The following is a 24594-nucleotide window of genomic DNA, read 5'->3' on the forward strand; positions in this document are numbered from 1 at the left end:
ATGATCCATCAAAAGGATAGCACAAAGGGGGCGCAATGCGCCATACTTGCAGGGAGAACCCTTAGTCGAGAAGAAAATTCTGGTCTGGGGAGTGGATGAATGCCCTCGCAGGAGCACAGGGCGTCACATCAATGGCAAAGTCGTGTCCTTCAATCTGAGACACGGCCAACATCGCACGCAACGAATTCAGCACATAGACATGCTGAAAATTCGCCAGCTCAGAGCGATGCACCGGACGAAAAACAGGATGCAGCATGTCCCGCACAGAGGCGAGCGCTGTTGAAGGAAGGATTGCGGCCCCAGACTCTGGCGGGGCAAGCGGGCTTATGTACTGCTCGCCGTCAAAAAAACACAGGGCAGACGACGAACTTTCCAAAACGTATCCATCAGCAGTCAACAAAATGGCATCGTCAAATCCTGCTGCATTGGCCTGCTGATGAGCATGAATGTACGGCAGGTAATTTGCCGTCTTGTGTGCTGCGAGCCAACTTTGATGGACCTGAGGGCAAAAACACAGCTTCTGCACTGTTTCTGCTGGCGCAATCGTGTAAGGAGCAATGGTCAAAACAGGCCGCATGGTCTGCGTCACACCAAGTCCCTCGCGGACGGCATAAATAATATTAAGGCGTCCGCTCTTGCCCCCAAACCCGTTTCGCTTTGCGAGTTCAGTCAAAAGCTGCGCATAGTCTGGAGCATCATACGCATAGCCAAATGTACGCAGACTGGCATGGATACGGGCACAGTGTGCTTCAAGCTGACACACATGGTCCCCATCCCACAGCAGCGTTTCAAAAAAAGAAATTCCATAGCGAAATGCTGCGCCGTCTACAGGAAGCGACAGCCCGCCATCAACAAAATTGTGCCCATCATAAAAAATCACTCTTGAACCACCTGAAAGAATTTTTCTGCTTTTGCCAGTGTTTCCTGATGTTCCGCCTCTGGTTCAGATGCAACAACAATACCACTGCCTGCATGAAAAACAAAACGGTTGGACTGGGTGTTATAGAGAGCTGTGCGTATGATGATACTGGATTCCATTGTCTTTTTATCCCGAATCAGCACCATACTGCCACAGTAAACACCTCTGGAATGTGGTTCCAGTTCCTCAATGCAGTGCATTGCAGAACGCTTGGGACAGCCCGTGACAGAGCCACCGGGAAAGGCATCATAAAAAAGATCCCAGCAACTGCGGTCAGGACGGAGCCGCCCCCGCACATTACTATACATCTGGATAAGCGAGTCCACGACAAACGTGGACTTGTGCCCATCCACCTGCACAGAGCCGTATTCACAGTTGGCAGAAATATCGTTGCGAATCAGGTCCACAATCATGGACAGCTCGGCACTTTCCTTGGGCGAATCCGTCACCAGCCGGTCCAGCTCTGGGCTGTACTCCTCAAAAGCCAGCGTTCCCTTAATAGGCTGAGACAAAACATTACCATCGCGAACGCTCAAAAATCGTTCTGGAGAAGAGCTTATGACCCGCTCTTCCCCAAGATGAAAATACGCATAATACTGCGCCGGGCACTCCTGCCACAGGGCAAAAAAGAGTGAAACGGGATCGCACGCGTCCAAAACTGTTTCGTAGGCCGAGGACAGACAGAGCTGATAGACCTGCCCAGCCTTGATGCGCTCCAGAGTCTCTCGAACCCCATTCTCATACGCTGTGGCACCCATTGACGCCTCAAGATCTTTTGCGCAGCACACGGCATCAGGAGGAGAAACGTGTCGCCAGTCCCCCTTTTCCAAAAGCTCCCGAGCGAGGACCTCATCCCCCTCAGCGCACAGCTCGCCAGTGACACAGTCATAGACCACAAGCAGACGATACTTTCGAAAACATCCATCTGGTGCAGCCTGAGGCTTGGTACTCTTTATGTCCCACTGAGGCAGGCCAAATTCATACGGCACACAGCCAAGAGCAGTGCCGGGCGTATCAAAAAGAAATGCCGAAACACTCTCGCGAGGCGTCCCCTGAGGCAAAGGGCATTCTGCACAAACGTCCACCCCAACCCAACACGTTTCACCATGCTTCGGCTCTGGGTGAGACAGGAACGCATCCGCCTGACGCTCACGCACCAGCCATGCAGCAAAGCGCACAAAATCCTCATGCGAAACGTGCGAAATACGAACAGGCGTATTCAATGAACTTTCCTCCGTCAGTGGTCAAAAACGATTCTGGATGGAACTGGAAGCCAAGAACAGGACGCGTTGGATGTTCAAGAATCATGGGGACACCATCCGCGTTTTTTGCCGTCACCAAAAGCTCAGGGGCAGGCTTTGCAGCATACAGCGAATGATAGCGGGCGACGTCTGTTTCGCCCCCCTGCCAGACAATCCGATCCGCAACGCCATGCACACAGCCCGCAAGTCGGGAAACCTTTCCCCCAAAGTGGACATTAATAATCTGCATACCAAGGCAGATGCCGAGCACGGGCGTGCCCGAATCAAGGAAACGCTCATACCCGGGATACTCTTCTGGTCGTCCCGGTCCCGGCGAAAGCACAATCATGTCCCACGGCTCTGGCTGCTCCTGCGCAATCGCAGAGTACGGCACAATCCTTGGCCGAGTATTCAGCGAAACTGCAAGCAGATGCTCCAGATTTCGCGTAAAACTGTCGTAGTTATCAAGAAGAAGAATCTTCACTCTGTCGAACTCCATATTCACACGTGCCCGCACCAAGCCATAAAAACAGACTGTACGAACATAAAATTATTTCATTTTTCAACAAAGTGCCATCCAGACAAGGCTGTTGACATATCGCCCTGCATCGCCCACAACCATGACGGGCACAGCCCAAAAGGAGTCACGTCATGCTCGACGATTTGCAATCACTACTTGATTTTGACCAGACGCATATCTGGCACCCATACACTTCGCTCAAAGCCCCCCTGCCGGTCTATCCGGTCCGTTCCGCACAAGGCGTTCGCCTCACGCTGGAAACAGGAGAGGAACTTATTGACGGGATGAGTTCCTGGTGGGCAGCCATTCATGGTTACTCTCACCCAGCACTCGTGCAGGCCCTGAGTTCTCAGGCCGAAAAAATGTCCCACGTCATGTTTGGCGGCATCACGCACCGCCCAGCAGTTGAGCTGGCGGAAAAGCTTGTCCGCATGACTCCAGAATCACTACAGTACGTGTTTTATAGTGACTCCGGCTCCGTTTCTGTCGAAGTCGCCATTAAAATGGCCTTTCAGTACTGGATTTCTCAGGGCAAACCAGAACGCAGTTCCCTACTCACGGTCTGCGGTGGCTACCACGGCGACACCTTCCAGCCCATGAGCGTCTGCGACCCGGTCAACGGCATGCACAGCGTCTTTTCGCGCGTCCTGCCAAAGCACTATTTTGCCCCGGCTCCCCGCCCCAGATTTGACGAAGCGTGTACCGAAGACGACCTTGATGCACTCAAGGCACAAATATTCTCCCATCACGACCACATTGCAGCTCTCATTCTGGAACCTGTTGTACAGGGTGCAGGCGGAATGCGCTTCTATTCGCCAGACTATCTGCGCCGGGTGCGCGAACTCTGCGATGAGAACGATATTCTGCTCATCGCAGACGAAATCGCCACAGGTTTTGGACGCAGTGGCAAGCTCTTTGCCTGCGAGCACGCAGGAATTGAACCAGACATCATGTGTGTAGGCAAGGCTCTGACTGGCGGCATGATGAGCATGGCCGCAACCCTTGCCAACGAAAAAGTTGCTCGCGGTATTTCAGAAGGCAGTCTGCCCGTCCTCATGCACGGCCCAACATTTATGGGAAATCCCCTTGCCTGTAGCGTTGCCAATGCCAGCCTTTCCCTTTTGGAAAAGACGCCATGGCAAAAACGCGTTCTCGCCATTGAGAAACAGCTCCGGGAAGAACTTGCCCCCTGTAGCTTTATGCCTACGGTTGCCGATGTTCGCGCCCTTGGTGCCATTGGCGTCGTGGAAACGCACAAGGCTGTGGACATGGCCCGTCTGCAAAAATTCTTTGTGGACAAAGGCGTCTGGATTCGTCCCTTTGGCAAACTTGTGTACATCATGCCGCCGTACATCATCAGCCCGGAAGACTTGTCCAAGCTCTGCGCTGCGGTCTGTGAAGCGGTATCAGATTCGAGGTTTTTTGGATGAGCACACTCCCACACCGCATTTTTGTCACAGGCACAGACACCGACGCGGGGAAAACAGTCATCAGCGCTCTGCTGACCCTTGGACTCAAGGCCCACTACTGGAAACCTGTCCAAAGTGGCTGCGAAATTGATTCCGACACGAAAACTGTGCAGGAACTCACGGGCCTTTCTGACGAACACTTTTTGCCAGAAAGCTACCGGCTCACTGAGCCGCTCTCTCCGCACGAGGCTGCGGTTCGCGACGGGGTACGCATTGATCTGGACACAATCCAGCTGCCCACGAGTTTCACCTCACTTCCAGCAGAAACGCCGCTTGTGGTCGAAGGTGCTGGTGGCATTCTGGTTCCTCTTGCCCCCGGAGTCCTGACCATTGATCTTGTCAAAAAACTCGAACTCCCGGCGCTTGTCGTCGCCCGTTCAGGCCTTGGAACCATCAATCACACCCTGCTGACCCTGCATGCGCTCCGAGCCAGCGACATTCCCATTGCGGGTGTCGTTCTCAATGGCCCACGGCATCCGGAAAATGCAGAGGCCATCGAAGAATACGGACAAGTTCCTGTTCTGGCTCAGGTCGAACAACTCGAACTCAGCCCCCACGCACTTGCCGCAGCATTTGCCAACGCTTTTGCATAACGCACAAAACGGCGCACAGGATCATCTCCTGACTGCGCCGTTTTTTCTTTAAAATTTCTCTTTGCCTATTCTTCTGGCTTTCGCTCGCCCCACACAAAAAGAACTCGCCACGTTGCGCGAACACTCCCGTCTGGCTGAGAATAGTGTCGGCTGTACTCCTGCAAAAAGCGCAGGTACTGCTCACGAGGAAAAGCTCTTCCTGCTCCAGCTCCCGTAAAGCCACACTGCTTGAGCTGCCGAAGCATGTCCCGCGCAGAAGCATAGCTTTCCTGCACCTCCCAGACCAGCTCAGAGCACCGAATGCCCGGCGTCCCAGAGATACTCCACAGATATTCCTGCTCATCTCGCATGGGCAGAACACGGCCAAAGCCCGTATGTTCACTCACAGCCGCAAGCTCGGAAAGTGTTCCCGAAACAAACATGGCAAAAGAAAACACGCCACCGGGCCGCAGCAAACGCAAATTTGCTGGCAGTGAATGCGCTGGATCTCGATACCACTGGAACATTGACGAACTCAGCAGCAGATCTGTGCAGCCTTCCGGCAAGGGCAATTCTTCACCATCCGCCACAACTGCAAGCTCATTTCCCGCACGGTCCGGAGCTTCACGGAGCATCCCCTCGGCAATGTCCAGCCCAAGGTACTGCTTCCACGAAATACGGCCATGCAGGTACTGGGCAAGCAGCCCCTGCCCCGCACCGAGTTCGATGACCCGGTCATACTCTCCGGCAGGGACATTGGCAGCACAGTCCTGTGCGACTTTGCGCTGCACCTTTGCAGCCTCACGATAGTGCGCTCCAGCTCGACTAAAAGAGCGAGCGACCAGTGGCTTCCTCAACACTTTTCTCTAATTCCTCTTCTGGGACATAATGCCCAGTTGTCAGCGCCCGGTACTGTGCCCGAGGCAATTTGCCTGCGATTTCTACAGCCTCAGAAACGGGCACAATCTGATCAGAAAGCCCTGCCAGTACCAGCACATGAGGGTACTCTTTGTCTGGTGCAAACACGGCCTCTGAATCCAGCAAAAATTCTAGTCCTGCGCGCAGTTCGTCACGATACGCATCGCACCATGAAGCATCCGCACCCCGCACGCCACAGGTCCGATAGAAGGCCCGCACAGTTCGCACGGGATTCTTGTCAAAATTTTCAATCATCTTCAGCACTGTGCTTCGGTACAGGCATCGCGTGTACTGATAAAACGGTGCAATAAGCACAATCTGTTCATAGCGCTTGCTCAACTCTGGCAAATCCTTGAGCACAAGATGTGCCCCCGTGGACCAACCCACAAGCATTTCCCCCTCGCCTGCGCGCAGTGCGTCCTGAATCTCTTCTGGAGTCTGCAAAACAAAGGGATGAAGGAACTGTGCAGCCTGACTCAGACGCGGAAACAAATCCGGGTGCCCAGCCCAGCCCGAGACAAATGTCAGCCTATTCATGGCTCTGAATTTCCTTTGCAAGCTCTGTAAACGCGGATTTCACCAGTTCAAGATCCTCCTGCACCATGTCAGCACGAAGCGAAAGTCTCAGCCGTGCGGTTCCTGCCGGAACTGTCGGTGGCCGGATTGCAGACACGAAAACGCCTTTGGTCAAAAGGAAATCTCTCGCAAAAAGCGCATCCTCATTGCGTCCCATCAGCACAGGGATAATCTGAGTTTCGGAACCGCCAGTCTCAAATCCAAGCTTGCCAAGCACCTCGCGCAGTTCCTGTGCCATACCCAAAAGGCGTTGGCCTTCATTCGGGTTTTGGCGAATGCGGAAGAGTGCGGCAAAATTGCCTGCAATAACTGACGGCGGCAGGGACGTTGAAAAAACAAATCCACGGCCCCGGTTTCGGACAAGAGCAACAATGTCAGCGCGTGCTGCAACGTATGCCCCATAACCGCCCCATGCCTTACTCATCGTTCCCATATGGATGTCGACGGCATCAGCAAGGCCCAGAGCATGAGCAAGGCCACGACCTTCACCCCAGATTCCTGAGGCATGAGCTTCATCAAGGGCCAGCAGAACCCCATGCTCTTCGCACAGGTCCACAATCTCCCGAAGCGGCGCACAGTCACCATCCATGCTAAACACGGAATCCGTGACCAAAATTTTCTGTTCCACATCGCGGTGCTTCTCCAGCAAGTCCGCAAGGTGTTTCATGTCGCAATGGCGGTACCGCACATGCTTTGCCCGCGACAACTGGATGCCATCAACAATGCTCGCATGATTCAGGCGGTCCGAAAACACCACAGTGTTTCGTCCGGCCAGTGCTCCAAGCCATGAAAGATTTGCAGCGTAGCCAGAGCCAATGACGAGCGCTGATTCTGTTCCCAAAAAGCTGGCAATCTCCCGCTCCAGCTTTTCGTACAGAGAAGAATTCCCCGTGACAATGCGCGAGGCTCCGCTGCCTGTCCCCTGTTCACGAGCTGCACGAGAGGCTGCATCGCACACCGCGGGGTGTGTGGAAAGCCCCAGATAGTTATTCGTGGCAAGGTTCAACAACTCTTTGCCATCGAACCGAAGTCTCAGGTCTGCCCCATCTTCCACAGGTGGAAGCTCCCGGAGTGCAGACGAGTCTCGAAGCTGTGCAAGCTCGGAAGAGCAATACTTTTCCCAAAACAGTTTCTTTTTCATAGCAGGACGAAGAGCTACTCCAATTTGACGTTGTTCGCAATCCGACTTTTTTGGTCATACATGCGATCATGAAAACAATTCCACTGCCTTGCACTTTTCTTAGAACTGCCTCACAGTGACACAGAGTCCCTTTTTTTGCAGCGCCTTTTTCGCAGCCCCGCACTGCACAAGTCAAAGGAGGTTGTATGTCTTTTTCTTTGCCGCGCTATCAGGAGCCAGACTTTTCTTTGCCGACGTTCAAAAACGCTCCGTGCGCCCGCTTTGAACCCGCTCCATGTGATGGCGTCGCCCCTGACGACTTTCACGCAACATCTATTTTCCCTGAATATTTCCAGACGAACCAAGGGCAGTGGTCTTTGCCTGTATGTTCTCGCATGGACTGCGTTGTGGTCAACCTCGACGGAGCGCTCTCCGTTGTCGAACCTCGGCGCCTGCGCCAGGGCGACATGGTTTGCGTTGGCCGCCACGAAAACGGCGAAGACGGGATTTACGTTCACAGCGAACCATTTCCTGCCCCACCCGGAAGCACAGCCCAGTTTGCCTTTCGGACCCGCATGACTCGTGAAAGCTCTTTTTCCATCGACTACGACGAACTCTACAGCCTGCTCCGCCATGAGCGGAAGCATGGTTCCATCGTCTGGGTTATGGGTCCTGCTGTCGTCTTTGACCATGACTCGCGGGAAGCTCTTGAGCATCTTGTCCGGGAAGGCTTTGTCGATGCGCTCCTTGCGGGCAATGCCCTTGCAACGCACGACATTGAAGCCTCGCTTTACCGCACCGCCCTCGGACAGGAAATCTACACCAAGCAGTCTTCTCCGCACGGTCACTATCATCATCTTGATGCCCTCAACGTTGTTCGCAAAGCAGGCTCAATCAAAGCCGCAATCGACAACGGCAGCATTACAAATGGCGTCATGAACGCCCTGCACGACAAGGGCATTCCCTTTGTCCTTGCAGGCTCAATCCGCGACGACGGCCCACTGCCTGAGGTCTATGCGGACTGTTATGCCGCGCAGGATGCCATGCGAAACATCGTTCAGAAAGCAACCACAGTCATGGCTCTTGCAACCCAGCTTCACACCATCGCCGTCGGCAACATGACCCCCAGCTATACATTCACCAAAGAAGGTCAAATTCGGCCGGTTTTCTTTTACAGCGTCGACATGAGTGAATTTGTCATCAACAAACTCGCCAATCGCGGGTCCCTCTCTGCCCGCTCCATTCTGACCAATGTTCAGGACTTTCTTGTCACCACAGCCCGAGGACTTGGCATATAAAAAAAGGCCGCTCTTGGCGGCCTTTTCATCTTTTTCTAGTCTCCCAGCTTTTCTTTCAGAACAGGCTGGAGTTTCTTCATAAGAATATCTTCCAAGAATGGCTCTTCGGTATCTTCATATCCGTAGCTCACATGCTGGTATGGCGTCTTGATTTCCAGGAAGCGCCCCAGTCGTGCCGGAGTACCAAAAAGCACCATATCGCAGTCCACAGCGTTTATTGTTGCTTCCAGATCTTTCAACTGCTCTGGGCTATAGCCCATTGCCGGAAGCACAGCCCCAATATGTGGATACTTTTTAAAAACATCACGGATTCCCCCCTGAGCAAAGGGATGCGGATCAACGCATTCTGCGGCCTGGAATTTCTCGGCAGCCAGCACGCCAGCACCAAATCCCATTTCGCCATGAGTCAGGGTAGGCCCGTCCTCAACAACCAGCACTCGCTTATCCTTAATGAGTGAAGCCGCCTGCACGTCCACAGGTGATGCAGCAAGGCAAATCTCAGCCTTTGGGTTCGCCTTCTGGATATTCGCGCGCACCTGCTCCACGCCTTCAACTTCCGCAGTATGTACCTTATTAATGACTGCGATGTCTGCAAGTAGCATATTGGTTTCGCCCGGATAATACAGGAGTTCATGCCCCGCGCGATGAGGATCAAAGACCGTAATCTGCACATCAGGCTTATAAAACGAGGTATCATTATTGCCCCCGTCCCACACAATCACGTCCGCTTCCTTTTCCGCTTCTGCTAGGATTTGTCCGTAATCCACGCCTGCGAAGACTACGACGCCCATGCTTACCAGAGGCTCGTACTCTTCCCGCTCCTCAACCGTGCAATCATGGAGATCAATATCTTCGATGCTCGCAAAGCGTTGTACGATCTGTTGCGGGATGTCCCCATATGGCATTGGGTGGCGCACCACGACTGGGCGTTTATCCCGCGCTTGCAGAATCTCGCACACCTTACGCGTCGTCTGCGATTTGCCGCAGCCTGTACGCACAGCGCACACCGCAACAACAGGCTTTTTCGACTTGAGCATTGTATAGCTCGCGCCAATCATTATAAAATCTGCACCCTCTGCCATCACTTCGGAAGCTCGGTGCATCACCTGCTGGTATGGAACATCAGAATACGAAAACGCAACAAGATCCACCTTATGCGTCCGTATAACTTCTCGAATCTCACCTTCCGGCACAACGGGAATGCCCTCAGGATACCCCGCACCACACAACTCCGCTGGATACCGCCGACCCTCTATCCCTTCTATCTGGGCAGCAGTAAACGCAACAACGTGGTAGCGCGGATTGTCCCGAAAATAGACATTAAAATTGTGGAAATCCCGTCCCGCTGCTCCCATTATGACAACCTTCTCAATCATGGTCACCTCTTGTAGATGCTACCGGTTAACCTCGGAAATTCCAGAACGCTCCCCTACTAAACCGCAGTTCTCACCCTTTTTCAAGTACACAACTCATTTTATGGAGCTAAGTCGGGCTGTGTTTTATTGGGGCGCTGCCCCAAGCCCTGCAAGGGGCGCTGGGGTGGGCGGGGACTCTGTCCCCGCACCTCTGCAAGGGGCGCTGCCCCTTGACCCCGCCCAAGGACGAGGCCCTTGGGAATCCCGCTTTCGCCCGAAAAAAGGGGCCGGATGAGTGAAAGCCTTTGGCTTTCCCCTTCATCCGGCCCCTTTTTTCGGCCTAGTGGCGTTTCCCGATTGCGTGTTCTTCTGCCTTTTTCTGCCTCACCCCCTTTCTTTCTGAACGCGAGCGTTCAGAAAGAAAACGGTGGCGAACTCGCAGAAGAGAAAGACGTTCTTATCGCATTCTCACCCAAGTTTAAAAGCCGAGCAAGCGAAGCTTGCACGGCTTTTAAACTCGATGAGGATACGTAAGGGAATCATTCCCTTACGCGGGGTCCGGGGCTGGCCCCGGCCGGGGTTTGGGGGCAGCACCCCCAACATCCCCCCCAACCAACATCCCCCCCAACCAACATCCACCATCCATCCAACACAAACATGCTTACTGACGCATGTCAGAGATAATCTGCTTAAGTTCTTCGGCAAGCTTCGCGAGGTCAACGACAGCCTGAGCAGACTGAGACATTGCTTCCGCGTTGTCGTGGGCGACGGTGGTAATTTCTTCTGTAGAATGGTTAATCTGCTCACTCGCGGAAGACTGCTCTTCTGCGGCAGTTGCAATAGCGCGAACCTGATCCGCGCTTGACTCGACCATCTCAACAATTCTGTTGAGAGCATCACCAGAGTCCTTAACTCTCACAGTGCTTTCCTTGACCGCATCAACGGTCTCGGCACTGCTGCGAATGCTCCTATTCGTGCTTGACTGAATACTTTCAATATAGCGGCCAACCTCGCGGGTCGCATTCATGGTCTTCTCTGCAAGCTTGCGCACCTCGTCAGCGACGACGGCAAACCCGCGACCAGCTTCACCGGCACGCGCAGCCTCAATGGCGGCATTCAGGGCAAGCAGATTTGTCTGGTCTGCAATGTCGGAAATAACGCCCATGATAGTACCAATACCTTCTGCCTGCTCGCCAAGCTCTGCCATATCTGTCTTGAGTTCATCGACAGAGGACGAAACATCCTCAACAATGGCAGAAACTTCTGTCACAAGACGCGATCCATCCTGTGCTGTCCGCCGGGTGTCGTCAGCAAGCCCGGAGGCATTGCCAGCATTGCGGGCGACCTCAAGAACAGACGCATTCATCTGCTCAATGGCAGTCGCAACCTCACTGGTGCGCTGCTGCTGCAACTCAATACCATTGTTCGATTCTTCAATCTGCGCAGCCAGCTCCTCAGAGGCAGACGAGACCTGCTCTGCCACCTTGTCTGCAAGTCGAGCCGCTTCAGCAATGCGATCACGCTGCTCAACAATCTGCGCTTCTTTCTGCTTGATTTCAGTCAGGTCGAACCACATCACAAGCGCCCCAAAAGGGTTTCCATCAAGATCAAACATTGGGGCACATGTTGAATTAATAACGAAGGTCTGGCCGGAGGTTGTCGTCATATTAATGTCAGCACTCAAAACTTTTCCGGCTTCCATACACTTCATGGCAAGCGTCTTTTTGGAGGCATCAAAAAAGAAAAACTCGCCAGAACTTTTACCATAAAACTGCTCAGGCTTCCCGGTCCGCTCCATCAGGTCCATTTTCTGATGGTTAATAAACACCATCTCATTCTTGGCGTTCACGACAGAACAGGGAAGCGAAATGCCATCAAGGACACCTTGACCAAAACTCAAACGGTCCTTGAGCTGCACGACCATCTTGCGAACAGATCGGACCGTGGTGCCAATGGCATCGTTTCCATCATAATGACACTTGGCATCCAAATTTCCTTCAGAAATGGCCTGCGTTGCGTGAGAGAGCTGCTCCAGAGGCTGAAGCTGCCGCCTCAGGAAAATTGCAAAGGCGCATAAGGCGAGAACCAGCCCCACAGCTCCAGTTCCGAGAGAGGCATATATAAGCTGCCTGTCAGCACCAAGCATCTGCTCCTCTTTGCTGAGCGTCACAACGATGTACCAGCCCCAAGGCTTGAAATGCTCGACAAATGCAACGCGTTTGGAGTTCTGCGAACTCGTGTAGTGCAGCTCCCCAGTGTCAGTGGCCTTGATTGCCGCCCAGCCCTTGGGATTCACATCCTGAAAACGCTTGCCCTCGGAGCGGGGATGCACAACAAACCTGCCTGACTCATCCACAATATAGGCATAGCCCTTTCCGGCTACAGAAACGGAATTAATCATGTCATGCAGGCTTGGAGCCATAATCTCCATGCCAACAAAAAGCACGACGCTTGTGCGCCCTTCTGTATCCTGCACTGGAGTATAGGCCGTAAGGAAATCGCGCCCAATGACCTTGGCCCGTCCGGTGTACGTCTGACCGTTTGTCACGGCTTTGTACACGGGGCTGGACTCTGGAATGTAGGTACCAATAGCCCGACTCCCGTCAGCTTTGCGAATACTTGTAGCAATGCGCAACAGCTTGCCCGGAAGTACCTGAAAAATTGTACAGTGATGACCAGAAAGAGAAAAGACTTCGTCGACATAGCGGTTGTTCTCAAAGACATCCTGCCCGCCATAGCTGAGCGCGCCAAAAGTCGCGGATTCACTTCGCCCTGTTTTCTGATTCGTGATGTTGACGGTACGGGTTCTGGTCGGTTCAAGAACAAATACCCCTCGCCGCATAGTGTCTTTTTTGAGCCGTACGATCTCGTTTGAGAGCGAGGTCTGTAAGGATTCATCCCGCATTTTTGCGGCATATTTCAGTTCCTGCGCGGTGTTGCGCAAAAATTCCGAACCCACAAGTGTCAGTGCTTTTTTTGCCACGTGCAGATTCATGAGCATAACAAGCAAGATTAACGGAATGATAATCAAGCTAATGCCAAGCATAAGCTTCCGATTGAAGTTAAGCCTCATGAAACCCCTCACTCATTCAGATGTGTGCAGCGCATTATGGCGCTGCGTGATGCGAGCTTTTCCCTTAGGAAACAACATATTAGCATTTTTTTTGAAAAAAATTATATATCGCATTACCAAAGGATGTCCAATAACAAAGCAAAATAATTGGAATATTTCCCCTAGGCTTCCCTATCGGCTTTTGTAAAAATTATCTTTAGTTCTTTTAGGGACAAGGACAGAGGAGGATGCCGGGAAAAGCCAGAGATAGCAGATTTTTTCCCAATAACTTTAACAAGCTATAAAAGATTATGTGAAAAATTTTTCTCTTTTTTCTTGCAAAGCAAAAAGTGCGAGCGTATAGCTCAAATCTGACTCGGAAATCGGATGACAGTAGTAGGAGAGACTCCCCAGGCGGGAGCGCCGAAGAAGTAAATCTTTCAGGCAAAAGGACTGCTACTTGACGAGCCTCTGGAGAGACTTCCACGAAGGAAGCGCCGAAGGAGCAAACCGGGAGATCCCCTCCCCGGTCAAACTCTCAGGCAAAAGGACAGAGGAGAAAAGCTTTAGGAAGGCACGTCCTTGTGCCTGTTCTCTTGTATTTTCCCCATTACTTTCCCACTCCAGTGGCCGCATCATTCATTTCCTGATTGTTTAACCATGTATCCCATGAAGGAACATCAGAAATGGACGTTTTGCAGCTACTCGAACGTATTGACTCATTTGTCTGGGGCCCCCCGCTTCTCCTCCTGCTTTTCGGAACAGGAGTATTTCTTACGCTGCGGCTGGGACTCATTCAGATCCTGCGACTGCCTCTGGCCCTCAAGTACGTGTTCACACGTGAAAAAAACTCGCATTACAGCGGTGATGTGTCACCCTTTGCAGCGCTGTGTACCGCACTTTCCGCCACCATCGGTACCGGTAACATCGTCGGTGTTGCCACTGCCCTGAAGGCGGGTGGACCCGGTGCTCTGCTCTGGATGTGGCTCGCTGCCTTTTTTGGCATGGCCACGAAGTACGCTGAGGGCGTGCTCGCAGTGAAATACCGCGTTAAGGACGCCAACGGACAGATGTCTGGTGGTCCGATGTATTACATCGAACGCGGTTTGGGGAATAAGTTTCTTGCCCGTATGTTTGCCGTCTTTGGCATCGGCGTCGCATTCCTTGGTATCGGAACCTTCGCTCAGGTAAACGCCATCTCTGAGGCAAGCGCTGGCACTTTTGGGCTTCCCAAAATCGTCACCGCTGCTGTTCTGACCATTCTGGTCACGATGGTTACCCTTGGCGGAATCAAGCGCATCTCCGAGACAGCAAAGCGCATCGTGCCTTTTGCTGCTGTATTCTACATCCTTGCATCCATTGTGGTGCTCGTGCTGAATGCAGACCAGATCATCCCCACAATCAGCCTCATCGTTGAATCCGCATTCAACCCACAGGCTGCTTTTGGTGGAACAGTTGGTATCACCATGATGATGGCAATGCGAAATGGTATTGCCCGTGGTGTGTTCTCGAACGAATCCGGCCTTGGTAGCGCTCCTATTGCAGCTGCTGCCGCCAGAACTGATTCCTGCGTTCGTCAGGGACTCATTTCCATGACCGGTACCTTCTTCGACACCATCGTGATCTGCTCCATGACCGGTATTGTTCTGGTCATGACCGGAGCACTGTACGATCCGAACCTCGCTGGTGCAGCCATGACCAACGAAGCATTCAATCTTGGTCTGGGAACACAGCTCGGCCAGTATGCCGTCACCATCGGCCTGATTTTCTTTGCCTTCACCACCATCCTTGGATGGAACTACTACGGTGAGCGCTGCACAGAATATCTCGTTGGTGTCAAAGGCATCATGCCTTTCAAGGTTGTTTTCATCATGCTTATCGCCTCTGGCTCTTTCATTAAGCTCGAAACAATCTGGGTGCTGGCAGACATCGTAAATGGCCTTATGGCTATCCCGAACCTGATTGGTGTGCTTGGCCTGTCTGGTGTTGTTGTTCGCGAAACCCGCAACTACTTCGCCATGAAAAAGGCCGCGTGCAACGACGACGCACTGTGCGCAGAATAAATTCTGTATATCGCACATCTCTTTTGGGAACCTTCCTTGTGAGGGTTCCCTTTTTTATGCCCTCCGCGCTTCTCGCTCAGCTTTTTCCCTTCGCACCTTGCCTCTGCTCCTCATTTTCATGTATTCTGAGTGCCTCTCTCAATTCCTTTGCAAGGGGCTTTTCATGACGCAAGCACACAGGTTTTTCCACACGGCTGGTGCTCGGGCGATTCTCTCGCTCGTTCCAGTTCTTTTCCTCGTGATGGCCTGCTCACCGTTCCGACCTGCACGCATTGGCGATTCCCTCTCTGGTGCCATCCTGGAGCAAGATGACCCAGCCATCGTCAAAGCAGGTGCCCCGGCCTACATGATTCTACTCGACAGCATGATAGCTCAGAACCCTGACGATGCAGAACTCCATGCCTCCGGGACCAAACTCTATGCACTCTATGCAAACGCCTTTGCCGAAAACGAAGAACAAAAGCGCCTGCTCGCAGACAAGGCAGAGCACTACGGACTCACGGCCCTGTCGCTCCGGCTTGGCAAACGCAGTTCCCCAGACGCTCCTCTCGACGATTTTACTCAGGACCTCTCAACTCTGGACCGCGACGATTTGCCGCTGCTTTATGCCTATGTTCTTGGTCAGCTTGTCTGGCTTGATGCGCACAAAACAGACCTCGCAGCCCTAACCAGACTCCCCAATATTCAGGTTGCTCTCGACCGTATGCTCGCCCTGGATGAGCGCTATGCCTCTGGTGCCGCACATGTCTGGTCTGGCATCCTGCTTATGCTTCGTCCGCCTTCTCTTGGAGGCAAACCAGAGCTGGCAAAAGAACACTTTGACCGGGCACTCCACATTTCATCCGGGCGCGACCTCGGAGCCAAGCTCGCCTATGCCAAATCCTATGCAATAGGGACCTATGACAAACCCCTCTTTGACAGGCTTATCTCCGAAATTCTCGAAGCCAATCCTCATGAACCGGGCCTGACTCTGCTCAATGTACTGGCCCAAAGACAGGCAAAAGAACTTGCAGCATCTGCTGCCAATATTTTTTAGATGGAGGCTTTTATGCGCCGCTTTTTCCAGTGTCTTACCCTGTGCATCCTGACCTGCATTTTCGCGCTCCCAGCACAGGCCGTGACCTTCAAGATTGCCTCAAATGCCCCCGAAGGGACTGCATGGATGAATGACATGCGGGCCGTTGCTGACCGCATCGCCTTCCGCACAGAAAAACGTGTACAGATCAAATACTTTGGTGGCGGAGTCATGGGAAATGGCAACAATGTTTTGCGCAAAATCCGCATCGGACAGCTTCAGGGAAGCATGTTCACCTTTGGGCAGCTTTCGGATGTCTGCCCTGACCTGCGGCTTTACAGCCTGCCATTTATCTATCGGAATGACGCAGAAATGAATGCTGTCAGAAAAGAACTGGACCCCATTCTGCACAAGGAGCTGAAAAGTAAAGGCTTTGAGACCTTCCATTTTGCCGCTGGCGGTGCTGCGTTCATTATGAGCGATGAACCAATGACCACGCTCGATGGACTGCGCAAAAAGAAAGTCTGGATTCCGCAGGGCGACACCATGTCCTACGCCGTCATGGATGCTCTTGGCATTGCCCCTGTCACCCTTCCCATCACCGATGTTCTGACAGGTTTGCAGGCAGGACTCGTGGACATCATTGCAGCGCCCCCTCTGGGAGCAATTGTTATGCAGTGGCACACCCGAACCAAGGCTCTGACCAAGACGCCGATCACCTACACATTTGGCGTTCTGGGCATTGCCCAAAAGGCTTTTGCAAAGCTGAGTCCTAAAGACCAGAACATTGTCCGGGAAGAACTCAATGCCACTATGCGGGCCTTTGATGCTGGAACGGCGCATGACAACACCGAAGCGCTCAAGGTTCTGAAATCCCGCGGCATGGACATCGTTGAGCTGACGCCACAGGATGTGAACAAAATCCGGGGTATCACAGAAAAAGTCATGCAGGACCTTGCAGACAAGGGAGCCTTTGACGCCACGCTTTATGCCAGAATCCAGAAGAAACTGTCCGCCATGCGAGGAGGACAGTAGGCATGGAGCGCAAGCGTCCGCTGGAACGACTGGGCCGCAGCATAGAAAACTGGAGCATTGTGCTCGTGCTCCTAAGTATGCTGGTCCTGTCCTTTCTCCGCATTGCCCTGCGCAACACCACAGGCGGCGGCTTTGTCTGGATGGATGAACTTCTGCGCCTGCTGCTCTTTGCCGTTGCCATTGCCGGAGCCGTTGCAGCAAGCCGAGACGACAAGCACATCGCTCTTGATGTGGTCTCACACATCCTGCCCTACCGGGCCATGCTCCTTGTCCGTGTCATAACAGACCTCTTCACCACAGTGGTGATGGCGCTGGCTGCGTGGTACGCCTTGCAGTTCTTCCTGCTCGAAAAAGAATTTGGCTCACTCATTCTTGGATACGTTCCAGCGTGGACCGTGCAGTGGATTTTGCCCGCAGGCTTTGCTGCCATTTCGTGGCGCTATTTTGTCTTTTTCATCAAGCACAGCCGGGCGCTTCTCTGCTGCGCCCAACACAGGCCACAATCGTCATGATGATGCTTCTCGGACTTGGTCTCATACTCATAGCGCTCTTTGGCGCGCCTCTTTTCGCAGTTATAGCCGCTGGCGCCATGCTCAACTATGCGGCAAACGGCATTGAGCTTGTTGCCCTGCCCATTGAGTTCTACCGCCTTGCTGAAATGCCTGTGCTTCTTGCCATTCCGCTGTTTACCTTCGCGGGATACATCCTGAGCGAATCAGGAGCACCGGGACGGCTTATGCGACTCTCTGAGTCCCTGCTCGGCTGGATGCCCGGCGGACTCGCCATTGTCTCCCTTATTCTGGGAGCCTTTTTTACAGCCTTTACCGGAGCTTCTGGCGTAACCATTATTGCCCTTGGGGCGCTCCTGCACCCGGCGCTTATTCAGGGCGGCTATCAGGCACGTTTCAGCCTTGGTCTGGTCACGACCCTTGGAAGCCTTGGCCTGCTGTTCGCGCCCTCTCTTCCGCTCATCCTCTATGGCGTTATTGTTCAGCAAAGCAACCTCGCCGGAAGCTTCACAATGGACCAAATGTTTCTGGCAGGCATCATCCCCGGCGTGCTCATGGTTGGCGTTCTGTGCCTCTGGAGTTTTTGGGTCAACCGGGACCGCCGAAGCACACTCAAAATATTCTCATTTCGGCGCATTGGACTCGCCCTCAAAGAATCCATCTGGGAACTTCCGCTCCCCTTCCTCATCTTTGGCGGCATCTATGGTGGCTACTTTGCCATTTCCGAAGCCGCAGCCGTTACCGCGCTCTATGTTGTCCTTGTTGAAGTCTTTCTCCTGCGCGAAATCAGCCTTCGGGAGCTGGTCGACCTGACGCGCCGCTCCATGCTACTTGTTGGAGGTATCCTCGTTATTCTGGGCTTTTCCTTTGCATCCACCAATGCAGCCATTGATGCCGGAGTCCCGGAACGGCTACTTTCTCTCGTACAGGGCAGCATCCAGTCTCGCATGGCCTTTTTACTCCTGCTCAATATCTTCCTGCTTCTGCTCGGCGCGGTACTGGACATTTTTTCAGCTCTCGTCCTTGTGGTGCCCATCCTGCTTCCCATCGCCCTCAGTTATGGCATTGACCCCATCCATCTGGGCATCATTTTTCTCGCCAACATGCAGCTTGGCTACCTCACTCCACCCATTGGCATGAATCTGTTCATTGCCAGCTATCGCTTCGAAAGTTCCATTCTCACCATTTACCGCTCCACCATCCCGTTTTTCCTTTTGCTCTTTTTGACGGTTTTGGTGCTGACATACGTCCCAGCCCTCTCTCATTTGCTCCTTGGATGAAGAAGTTCTTCGCCATCCTTTGGCACCCGTATTTTTTTCTAAAGCATAGAAAAGTTCTGCACTCTGCAAGAAAATTCGTATCTCTCAGGTGTTGGCTTTCCAATTTCCTGACTTGACTTCACACTTCGTTATAGGAATAAGTTTGAATTTCATGGAAAAATTTCTATGGGTGAGAGATTTTCCTGAGAGGAGCAGAGCATGCAGATCACCAAGTTTGCCATTCCCGAAGTTATTTTTGGGAACGGCAGCATCAAATACCTTGCCTCCTGTGCGCACCGGCTTGGAGCCAGGCGCATTTTTTTGGTCAGCGATCCCGGTCTGGAAGCTTCCGGCTGGGTTGAACGCATTATTGATATACTCCGGAAGGATAAGCTGGAGTGTGTCTTTTTTAATGAAATTTCCTCCAATCCCCGCGACTGGCAGGTTCACAAGGGCGCAGAGCTTTACCTTGAGCAAAACGCCGATGCCATTATTGGCTTAGGTGGTGGAAGTCCTATTGATGGGGCAAAAGGCATTGCAACCATCGTCAGCAATGGGGGACGAATTCGGGACTACGAAGGCGCAAACAGAATCATGCGCCCTCTTCCGCCAATGATCTTTATTCCGACCACCGCAGGCAGTGGTTCGGACGTGTCGCAGTACGCCATCATCACAGATATGGAACGGCACGTAAAAATGTCCATCATCAGCCGTTCTCTGGTCCCAAACATTTCGATCATTGACCCGCAGATTTTGGCAACCAACCCTCGCGAACTGATTTTGGCGTCTGGCATTGATGCACTTTCACACGCCATCGAATCCTATGTTTCGCGGCTCGCTTCACCCTTTACGGAATCTCAGGCGCTCAATGCCATAGGGCTTATTCTGGACAGCATCACCCGCGCAGCAGAGGACAAAGATCTTGATGCGCTCAAAAACCTGTCCATCGCCAGCACCGAAGCGGGCATGTCGTTTAGTAACGCTGGTCTTGGTATTGGGCACGCTCTGGCCCACTCTCTTGGTGGTCGATTTGACGTTTTGCACGGCATGGTTCACCCCATCCTGCTCCCGGCGGTCATGCGCTACAACATTCCAAGCTGTACGCGAAAAATGGCGAACATTGCCCGGACCATTGTGGGCGTTCGCATGGAATCATCGCAAACCCTTGCCGAACAGGGCTGCGAGAGCCTCGCGGTTATGTTTGAGCGCATGAAAATACCGGTTCGCCTTCGGGATATTGTTCCAGACAGGTCGTATCTCGAACAGATTTGCAAAATGGCAGTCCATGACGCATGCGCGGTCACCAATCCCCGCGAAGCAGACTGGCAGGACCTGCTCAATATTTGTCTGGAGGCGTGGTAATGCCAAACAAGACCTCACTCCAAGACCTTATTGGTATTGAGCACAGCAAGCTCAACTTTTTTCAGGAACTGCAAAAAACAATTAAGGAACTGACATCCAGCAATCAGGAGCTGGACAATCAGCGCCGGGAAATTGCCGCAATTCTTGATGGCATCACCGACGTGATGATGGTGCTCTCTGAAGACATGACCATCATCTCCGTAAACCACGTTTTTGAGCAGCTTTTCCCGGGCATCAACCCCATTGGGAAAACCTGTCACAGTATTTTTCGGCATTGCGACCACCCCTGCCCGGAGTGCCCGGCTTTTCGATCTCTCTCGACCAATGCGGTGTGTCGGGAGACGGCAATTTTTCGTATCAATGGCCGGAACATGCAGTTCGACATGGTGGCCTCACCACTCAAAAGCCCTGATTTCTCTGAACACAGAATTCTTATTTTTAAGCGTGATGTGACCCTGCAAAAAGAATTTCAGGCCAAATTTTATCAGGCAGAAAAAATGGCAACCATCGGCGTTCTCGCGGCTGGTGTTGCTCATGAAATCAACAACCCTCTTGCGGCTGTTGCAGGCTACGCAGAAGGCATTCAGCGCCGACTGGCCCGGCTCAAGGAAACCGTTCCTGATGACCTTGCCGAGGACCTGCGTGACTACACCGATACCATCCTGAAAGAATGCCTTCGCTGTCAGGAAATCGTTAAAATCCTGCTCACGTTTAGCCGCCCTGTGATGTCTGACTTTATGCCTGTGAGCCTCAATCAGGTGGCCTCGGACACGATGAAGCTCTTGCACCATCAGTTCCGCAAGCTTCCCAACGTCCGCCACGACATGCAGCTCGATGAATCTCTGCCACTCATCATGGGAGACGAAGCACAGCTCAAACAGGTGACACTCAACCTGCTGACCAATGCTCTGGATGCCATTGGGCCAAAAGGTGAAGTTCATCTTGAAACCACTGCTGCTGACGACTTTGTCTGCCTCCAGGTTCGAGACACAGGCTGCGGCATCCCGACGGAAAACCGGGACATGCTCTTTGAGCCATTTTTTACCACCAAGCCCGTGGGCAAGGGCATCGGTATTGGCCTGTCCACCTGCTACACCATCGTGCGGGACCACGGCGGAGAGATTCTTGTGGAAAGCTGCCCGGATCAAGGCTCATGCTTCACTGTGAAACTTCCAACCATTACGGAAGGTAACCGTGTCTGATCCATATAAAGTTTTGATTATTGATGATGAAGAGCCAATTCTTCGCCTGCTGCAAAAAGAACTCAGCAGCCCGGAAAGAATCATTGTCACTGCAAGCACCGCAGAATCTGCCCGGCAAAACGCCCGGCAGGAACACTTTGACGTCATTATTTCCGACATCCGACTGCCTGACGGTGACGGTCTGGAACTGCTGACAGACTTCAAAGACATGGACCCGGATGTGGAAGTCATTCTGGTCACCGGACACGGCAATATTGATAATGCTGTAGAAGCCATTCGCTGCGGAGCGTACGACTATATTACCAAGCCATTCCGTCTTGACCGGGTGGAGCTGCTTGTTGACCGCGCATGGCAGCGCTGCTGCCTCCAGCGAGAAAACAGAAGCTACAAGCACACCCAAAAGGACAGTACAGGTGCGCAGCTGGTTGGATGTTCATCATCCATCAAACGCATTCGCTTCCTTATCGACAAAGTCGCGCCCACGTCAGTTCCGGTGCTCATTACAGGTGAATCTGGTGCAGGCAAAGATGTCGTCGCCAGAAGCGTGCATCTCGCCAGTACCCGCTCCAACAAGCCGCTGGTCGTCAAAAACTGCGCCACCCTGCAACGCGAGCTGTCCCGAAGTGAGTTGTTTGGACACACCCGTGGGTCATTTACGGGCGCAACGGAAAACCGAGAAGGTCTGATGACCTTTGCGCACACCGGCACCCTCTTTCTTGATGAAATTGGCGAACTGCCCATCGAAGTTCAGGCCTCACTGCTGCGCGTTTTGGAAGCCCACACCTACCGGCGCGTGGGAGAAAAGGAAGAGCGAACCGTTGATATCCGCTTTTTGTTTGCGACCAACAGAAACCTTGCTCTCGAGGTCGAAGAAGGCCGGTTCCATGAAGCCCTGTTCCACAGAATCAACGTGTTCAATATTCATATTCCACAGCTCAAGGATCGCCGCGAAGACGTTCCCCTGCTCGTTGAATTCTTCCTTGGCAAGCTGAGTGAACAGATGGGGCAGCGCCCCTACACTGTCAGCGAACGAGCCATGCAGTGCCTTCTGGCCTATGACTGGCCAGGCAATGTCCGCGAACTTCGCAATGTGCTGGAACGGAGCATCATCCTTTCCGAAAATGGCACCATCACCCGGAAGTGCTTCCCTCAGGAGATTGCAGACCAGTCCGCAGCCGATCAGGAAGCTGGAGTTCTCTCTCTGGAGCGCATGGAACGGGAGCATATTTCCAAAGCGCTGGAGTTTTATAATGGCAATCGCCAAAAAACAGCGCAGGCCCTTGGGATTGGCAGAAAAACGCTCTACAGAAAAATCGAAAAATTTCACCTGTAGACACAAATTTATTACTTTTTTTCTTTTTATTTGGCCCTATGAGAAAACGGTTTTCACCGGTTTGGGTCGCATTGACACAGCTTGTTTTTTCACTGTCCCATTTCGACACGATCCAGCTTTTTGCATAGCTGGCGGGGCAAATCCCACGTGGAACTTTTCACGAGCTTGATACAGCATAAAAGACTGCGTCAGAAGGCAACGGAAAAATCACACAGAAACAAGCTGTTAAGAACACATTTGGTGCTATTCCTTGTGTTTTCAGGGTTGGCCCGGTTTATGCCTAGAGAAAAGTGACGGAACAAATCACTCTTTCTGTAGATAAAAATCTCCACCCCAATACAAGGAAGGTAGATCATGGCAGTGCAGGAAAACGTAAGCGGTTTCTTTATTCCTAGTGTAACTCTCATCGGTATTGGTGCATCCAAGGAAATTCCCTCTCGCATTCGTTCTCTTGGTGGGAAGAAGCCTCTGCTGGTCACGGACAAGGGTATCACCTCCGTGGGTATTACCCAGCAGATCGTTGATCTTTTGAAGGAACAGGACATGGACTGCGTTGTCTATGACGAAACCGTTCCGAATCCGACTGACCATAACGTCGAGGAAGGCCTCAAGGTCTATCGCGACGCGGACTGCGATTCCATCATCACCCTTGGTGGTGGCAGCTCCCATGACTGTGGCAAGGGCATTGGCCTTGTCGCTTCCAATGGTGGATGCATCCACGACTACGAAGGCATCGACAAGGCAAGCAAGCCCATGCCCCCGTATGTTGCGGTCAATACCACCGCTGGTACTGGTTCCGAGATGACCCGCTTTGCGGTCATTACAGATACTTCCCGTAAGGTGAAAATGGCTATTGCTGACTGGCGCGTCACTCCGGGCATTGCCCTTGACGATCCGCTGCTCATGGTCGGCATGCCGCCCTCACTTACGGCTGCAACAGGTATGGACGCTCTGACCCACGCTGTCGAAGCATATGTTTCCACTGCGGCCACTCCTCTGACGGATGCTTGTGCCGAAAAGGCTATCAAGCTCATTGCCTCGTCCTTGCGTCGCGCAGTCGCAAATGGACAAGACATCCAGGCCCGTGAAGACATGTGTTACGCCCAGTACCTGGCTGGTATGGCTTTCAATAATGCCAGCCTGGGCCACGTACACGCCATGGCACATCAGCTCGGTGGATTCTACAATCTGCCGCACGGCGAATGTAATGCCATCCTCCTCCCGTACGTTGAGAAGTTCAACCTGATTGCAAATCTTGATCGCTTCGCAGAAATGGCAGAATGGATGGGAGAAAACACCCACGGCATGTCTGCACGCAAGGCCGCAGAACTCTGCCTCGAAGCAATCAAGACTCTGTCTCGTGATGTAAACATTCCAACGAGCATTACCGAACTCGGCAAACGCTATGGAAAGGATGTGCGCTCCGAAGACATTCCAACAATGGCAGAAAATGCCCAGAAAGACGTTTGCGTGCTGACCAACCCACGCAAGCTGACCCTGAACGATGTCCAAAACATCTATGCTGAAGCTCTGTAAAACCCTGTAACAGTAAAAAACAGTCAGTAATTTTTTCTAAAAAAGAAATTATTGCTGGCTGTTTTTTATTTTTTGAAATATATACGAAACATAGTATATACTTATTGCATAGAGACGGCATGACACAGTATCGATAAAGAGTGGATCAAAACGATACACCACTCCAAAAAGCTTGTACCACGCCCCTTCCCAAGGTTCTTTGACATATTTTTGCATCCAAATGCACCCGATTCCATGTTT

20 protein-coding genes and 2 riboswitches are annotated in these 24594 nt (G+C 52.6%); of the genes, 12 read left to right on the top strand and 8 right to left on the bottom strand.

Going from position 1 to position 24594, the window contains the following annotated elements; translation table 11 throughout:
* Positions 1–61 precede the first annotated feature (61 nt).
* Genes B5D23_RS09125 through B5D23_RS09135 form a run of 3 tightly spaced genes read right to left on the bottom strand, consistent with a single transcriptional unit; the run spans position 62 to position 2644 of the window.
* Positions 62–880, bottom strand: coding sequence for an aminotransferase class IV (locus tag B5D23_RS09125; protein ID WP_159445960.1), 819 nt, complete (start codon positions 878–880; stop codon positions 62–64).
* Positions 877–2142, bottom strand: coding sequence for a chorismate-binding protein (locus B5D23_RS09130; RefSeq protein ID WP_078685122.1), 1266 nt, complete (start codon positions 2140–2142; stop codon positions 877–879). The genes B5D23_RS09125 and B5D23_RS09130 overlap by 4 nt, the downstream gene beginning before the upstream one ends.
* A complete protein-coding gene (locus tag B5D23_RS09135; RefSeq protein ID WP_144012594.1) occupies positions 2105–2644 on the bottom strand; it encodes an aminodeoxychorismate/anthranilate synthase component II in 540 nt (179 codons plus the stop codon). The genes B5D23_RS09130 and B5D23_RS09135 overlap by 38 nt, the downstream gene beginning before the upstream one ends.
* A 167-nt stretch (positions 2645–2811) precedes the next feature.
* Between B5D23_RS09135 and bioA the strand changes: the two genes are divergently transcribed.
* Entirely contained in the window at positions 2812–4110 is a 1299-nt protein-coding gene (bioA, locus tag B5D23_RS09140) for an adenosylmethionine--8-amino-7-oxononanoate transaminase (protein ID WP_078685124.1), read from the top strand.
* Entirely contained in the window at positions 4107–4742 is a 636-nt protein-coding gene (gene bioD / locus B5D23_RS09145; protein WP_078685125.1) for a dethiobiotin synthase, read from the top strand. The genes bioA and bioD overlap by 4 nt, the downstream gene beginning before the upstream one ends.
* A gap of 65 nt (positions 4743–4807) precedes the next feature.
* Here the strand turns inward: bioD and B5D23_RS09150 are convergent, their stop codons facing one another.
* Genes B5D23_RS09150 through B5D23_RS09160 form a run of 3 tightly spaced genes read right to left on the bottom strand, consistent with a single transcriptional unit; the run spans position 4808 to position 7356 of the window.
* Positions 4808–5578, bottom strand: a complete 771-nt coding sequence (locus tag B5D23_RS09150) for a methyltransferase domain-containing protein (RefSeq protein ID WP_159445961.1) — start codon at positions 5576–5578, stop codon at positions 4808–4810.
* Complete coding sequence (locus tag B5D23_RS09155) at positions 5547–6176, bottom strand: alpha/beta fold hydrolase (protein WP_078685127.1); 630 nt, start codon at positions 6174–6176, stop codon at positions 5547–5549. The genes B5D23_RS09150 and B5D23_RS09155 overlap by 32 nt, the downstream gene beginning before the upstream one ends.
* Positions 6169–7356 (bottom strand): aminotransferase class I/II-fold pyridoxal phosphate-dependent enzyme, encoded by a 1188-nt coding sequence (locus B5D23_RS09160; RefSeq protein ID WP_078685128.1) that lies wholly within the window; start codon positions 7354–7356, stop codon positions 6169–6171. Before B5D23_RS09160 ends, B5D23_RS09155 begins: the two co-directional genes overlap by 8 nt.
* Before the next feature lie 185 nt (positions 7357–7541).
* Between B5D23_RS09160 and B5D23_RS09165 the strand changes: the two genes are divergently transcribed.
* Positions 7542–8633 carry a putative NPN-dependent ornithine cyclodeaminase gene (locus B5D23_RS09165; protein WP_078685129.1) on the top strand — a complete coding sequence of 364 codons (1092 nt, stop codon included), beginning with the start codon at positions 7542–7544 and terminating at the stop codon, positions 8631–8633.
* Between the two features lie 35 nt (positions 8634–8668).
* On the opposite strand, the gene B5D23_RS09170 is transcribed toward B5D23_RS09165, so the two are convergent.
* A complete protein-coding gene (locus tag B5D23_RS09170) occupies positions 8669–10009 on the bottom strand; it encodes a cyclic 2,3-diphosphoglycerate synthase (protein WP_078685130.1) in 1341 nt (446 codons plus the stop codon).
* Between the two features lie 640 nt (positions 10010–10649).
* Entirely contained in the window at positions 10650–13061 is a 2412-nt protein-coding gene (locus B5D23_RS09180; protein ID WP_078685132.1) for a methyl-accepting chemotaxis protein, read from the bottom strand.
* Between the two features lie 366 nt (positions 13062–13427).
* Positions 13428–13506: riboswitch (glycine riboswitch) on the top strand.
* A 2-nt stretch (positions 13507–13508) separates the two neighbouring features.
* Positions 13509–13597, top strand: a riboswitch (glycine riboswitch).
* Positions 13598–13726: 129 nt separating this feature from the next.
* On the opposite strand from B5D23_RS09180, the gene B5D23_RS09185 reads away from it, so the two are divergent.
* The 9 genes from B5D23_RS09185 (at position 13727) to B5D23_RS09225 (ending at position 24354) form a co-directional block, all read left to right on the top strand.
* Complete coding sequence (locus B5D23_RS09185; RefSeq protein ID WP_078685133.1) at positions 13727–15103, top strand: alanine/glycine:cation symporter family protein; 1377 nt, start codon at positions 13727–13729, stop codon at positions 15101–15103.
* A 163-nt stretch (positions 15104–15266) separates the two neighbouring features.
* A complete protein-coding gene (locus B5D23_RS09190) occupies positions 15267–16139 on the top strand; it encodes a TRAP transporter TatT component family protein (RefSeq protein WP_159445962.1) in 873 nt (290 codons plus the stop codon).
* A gap of 12 nt (positions 16140–16151) precedes the next feature.
* Positions 16152–17153, top strand: coding sequence for a TRAP transporter substrate-binding protein DctP (gene dctP / locus B5D23_RS09195; protein WP_159445963.1), 1002 nt, complete (start codon positions 16152–16154; stop codon positions 17151–17153).
* 2 nt (positions 17154–17155) lie between these two features.
* The gene (locus tag B5D23_RS09200; RefSeq protein ID WP_078685136.1) at positions 17156–17665 is read left to right on the top strand and encodes a TRAP transporter small permease; all 510 of its coding nucleotides are present in this window, start codon (positions 17156–17158) and stop codon (positions 17663–17665) included.
* Positions 17662–18942: a TRAP transporter large permease gene (locus B5D23_RS09205; RefSeq protein ID WP_200803647.1), complete on the top strand. Its 1281-nt coding sequence runs from the start codon at positions 17662–17664 to the stop codon at positions 18940–18942. Before B5D23_RS09200 ends, B5D23_RS09205 begins: the two co-directional genes overlap by 4 nt.
* 198 nt (positions 18943–19140) lie before the next feature.
* Positions 19141–20283: an iron-containing alcohol dehydrogenase gene (locus B5D23_RS09210; protein ID WP_078685137.1), complete on the top strand. Its 1143-nt coding sequence runs from the start codon at positions 19141–19143 to the stop codon at positions 20281–20283.
* Positions 20283–21485, top strand: a complete 1203-nt coding sequence (locus tag B5D23_RS09215; protein ID WP_078685138.1) for a two-component system sensor histidine kinase NtrB — start codon at positions 20283–20285, stop codon at positions 21483–21485. The genes B5D23_RS09210 and B5D23_RS09215 overlap by 1 nt, the downstream gene beginning before the upstream one ends.
* Positions 21478–22818 carry a sigma-54-dependent transcriptional regulator gene (locus tag B5D23_RS09220; protein WP_078685139.1) on the top strand — a complete coding sequence of 447 codons (1341 nt, stop codon included), beginning with the start codon at positions 21478–21480 and terminating at the stop codon, positions 22816–22818. Before B5D23_RS09215 ends, B5D23_RS09220 begins: the two co-directional genes overlap by 8 nt.
* Positions 22819–23172: 354 nt before the next feature.
* Positions 23173–24354: an iron-containing alcohol dehydrogenase gene (locus B5D23_RS09225; RefSeq protein ID WP_078685140.1), complete on the top strand. Its 1182-nt coding sequence runs from the start codon at positions 23173–23175 to the stop codon at positions 24352–24354.
* Positions 24355–24594 lie beyond the last annotated feature (240 nt).

This window comes from Desulfobaculum bizertense DSM 18034 (genome assembly GCF_900167065.1).
GTDB lineage: Bacteria > Desulfobacterota > Desulfovibrionia > Desulfovibrionales > Desulfovibrionaceae > Desulfobaculum > Desulfobaculum bizertense.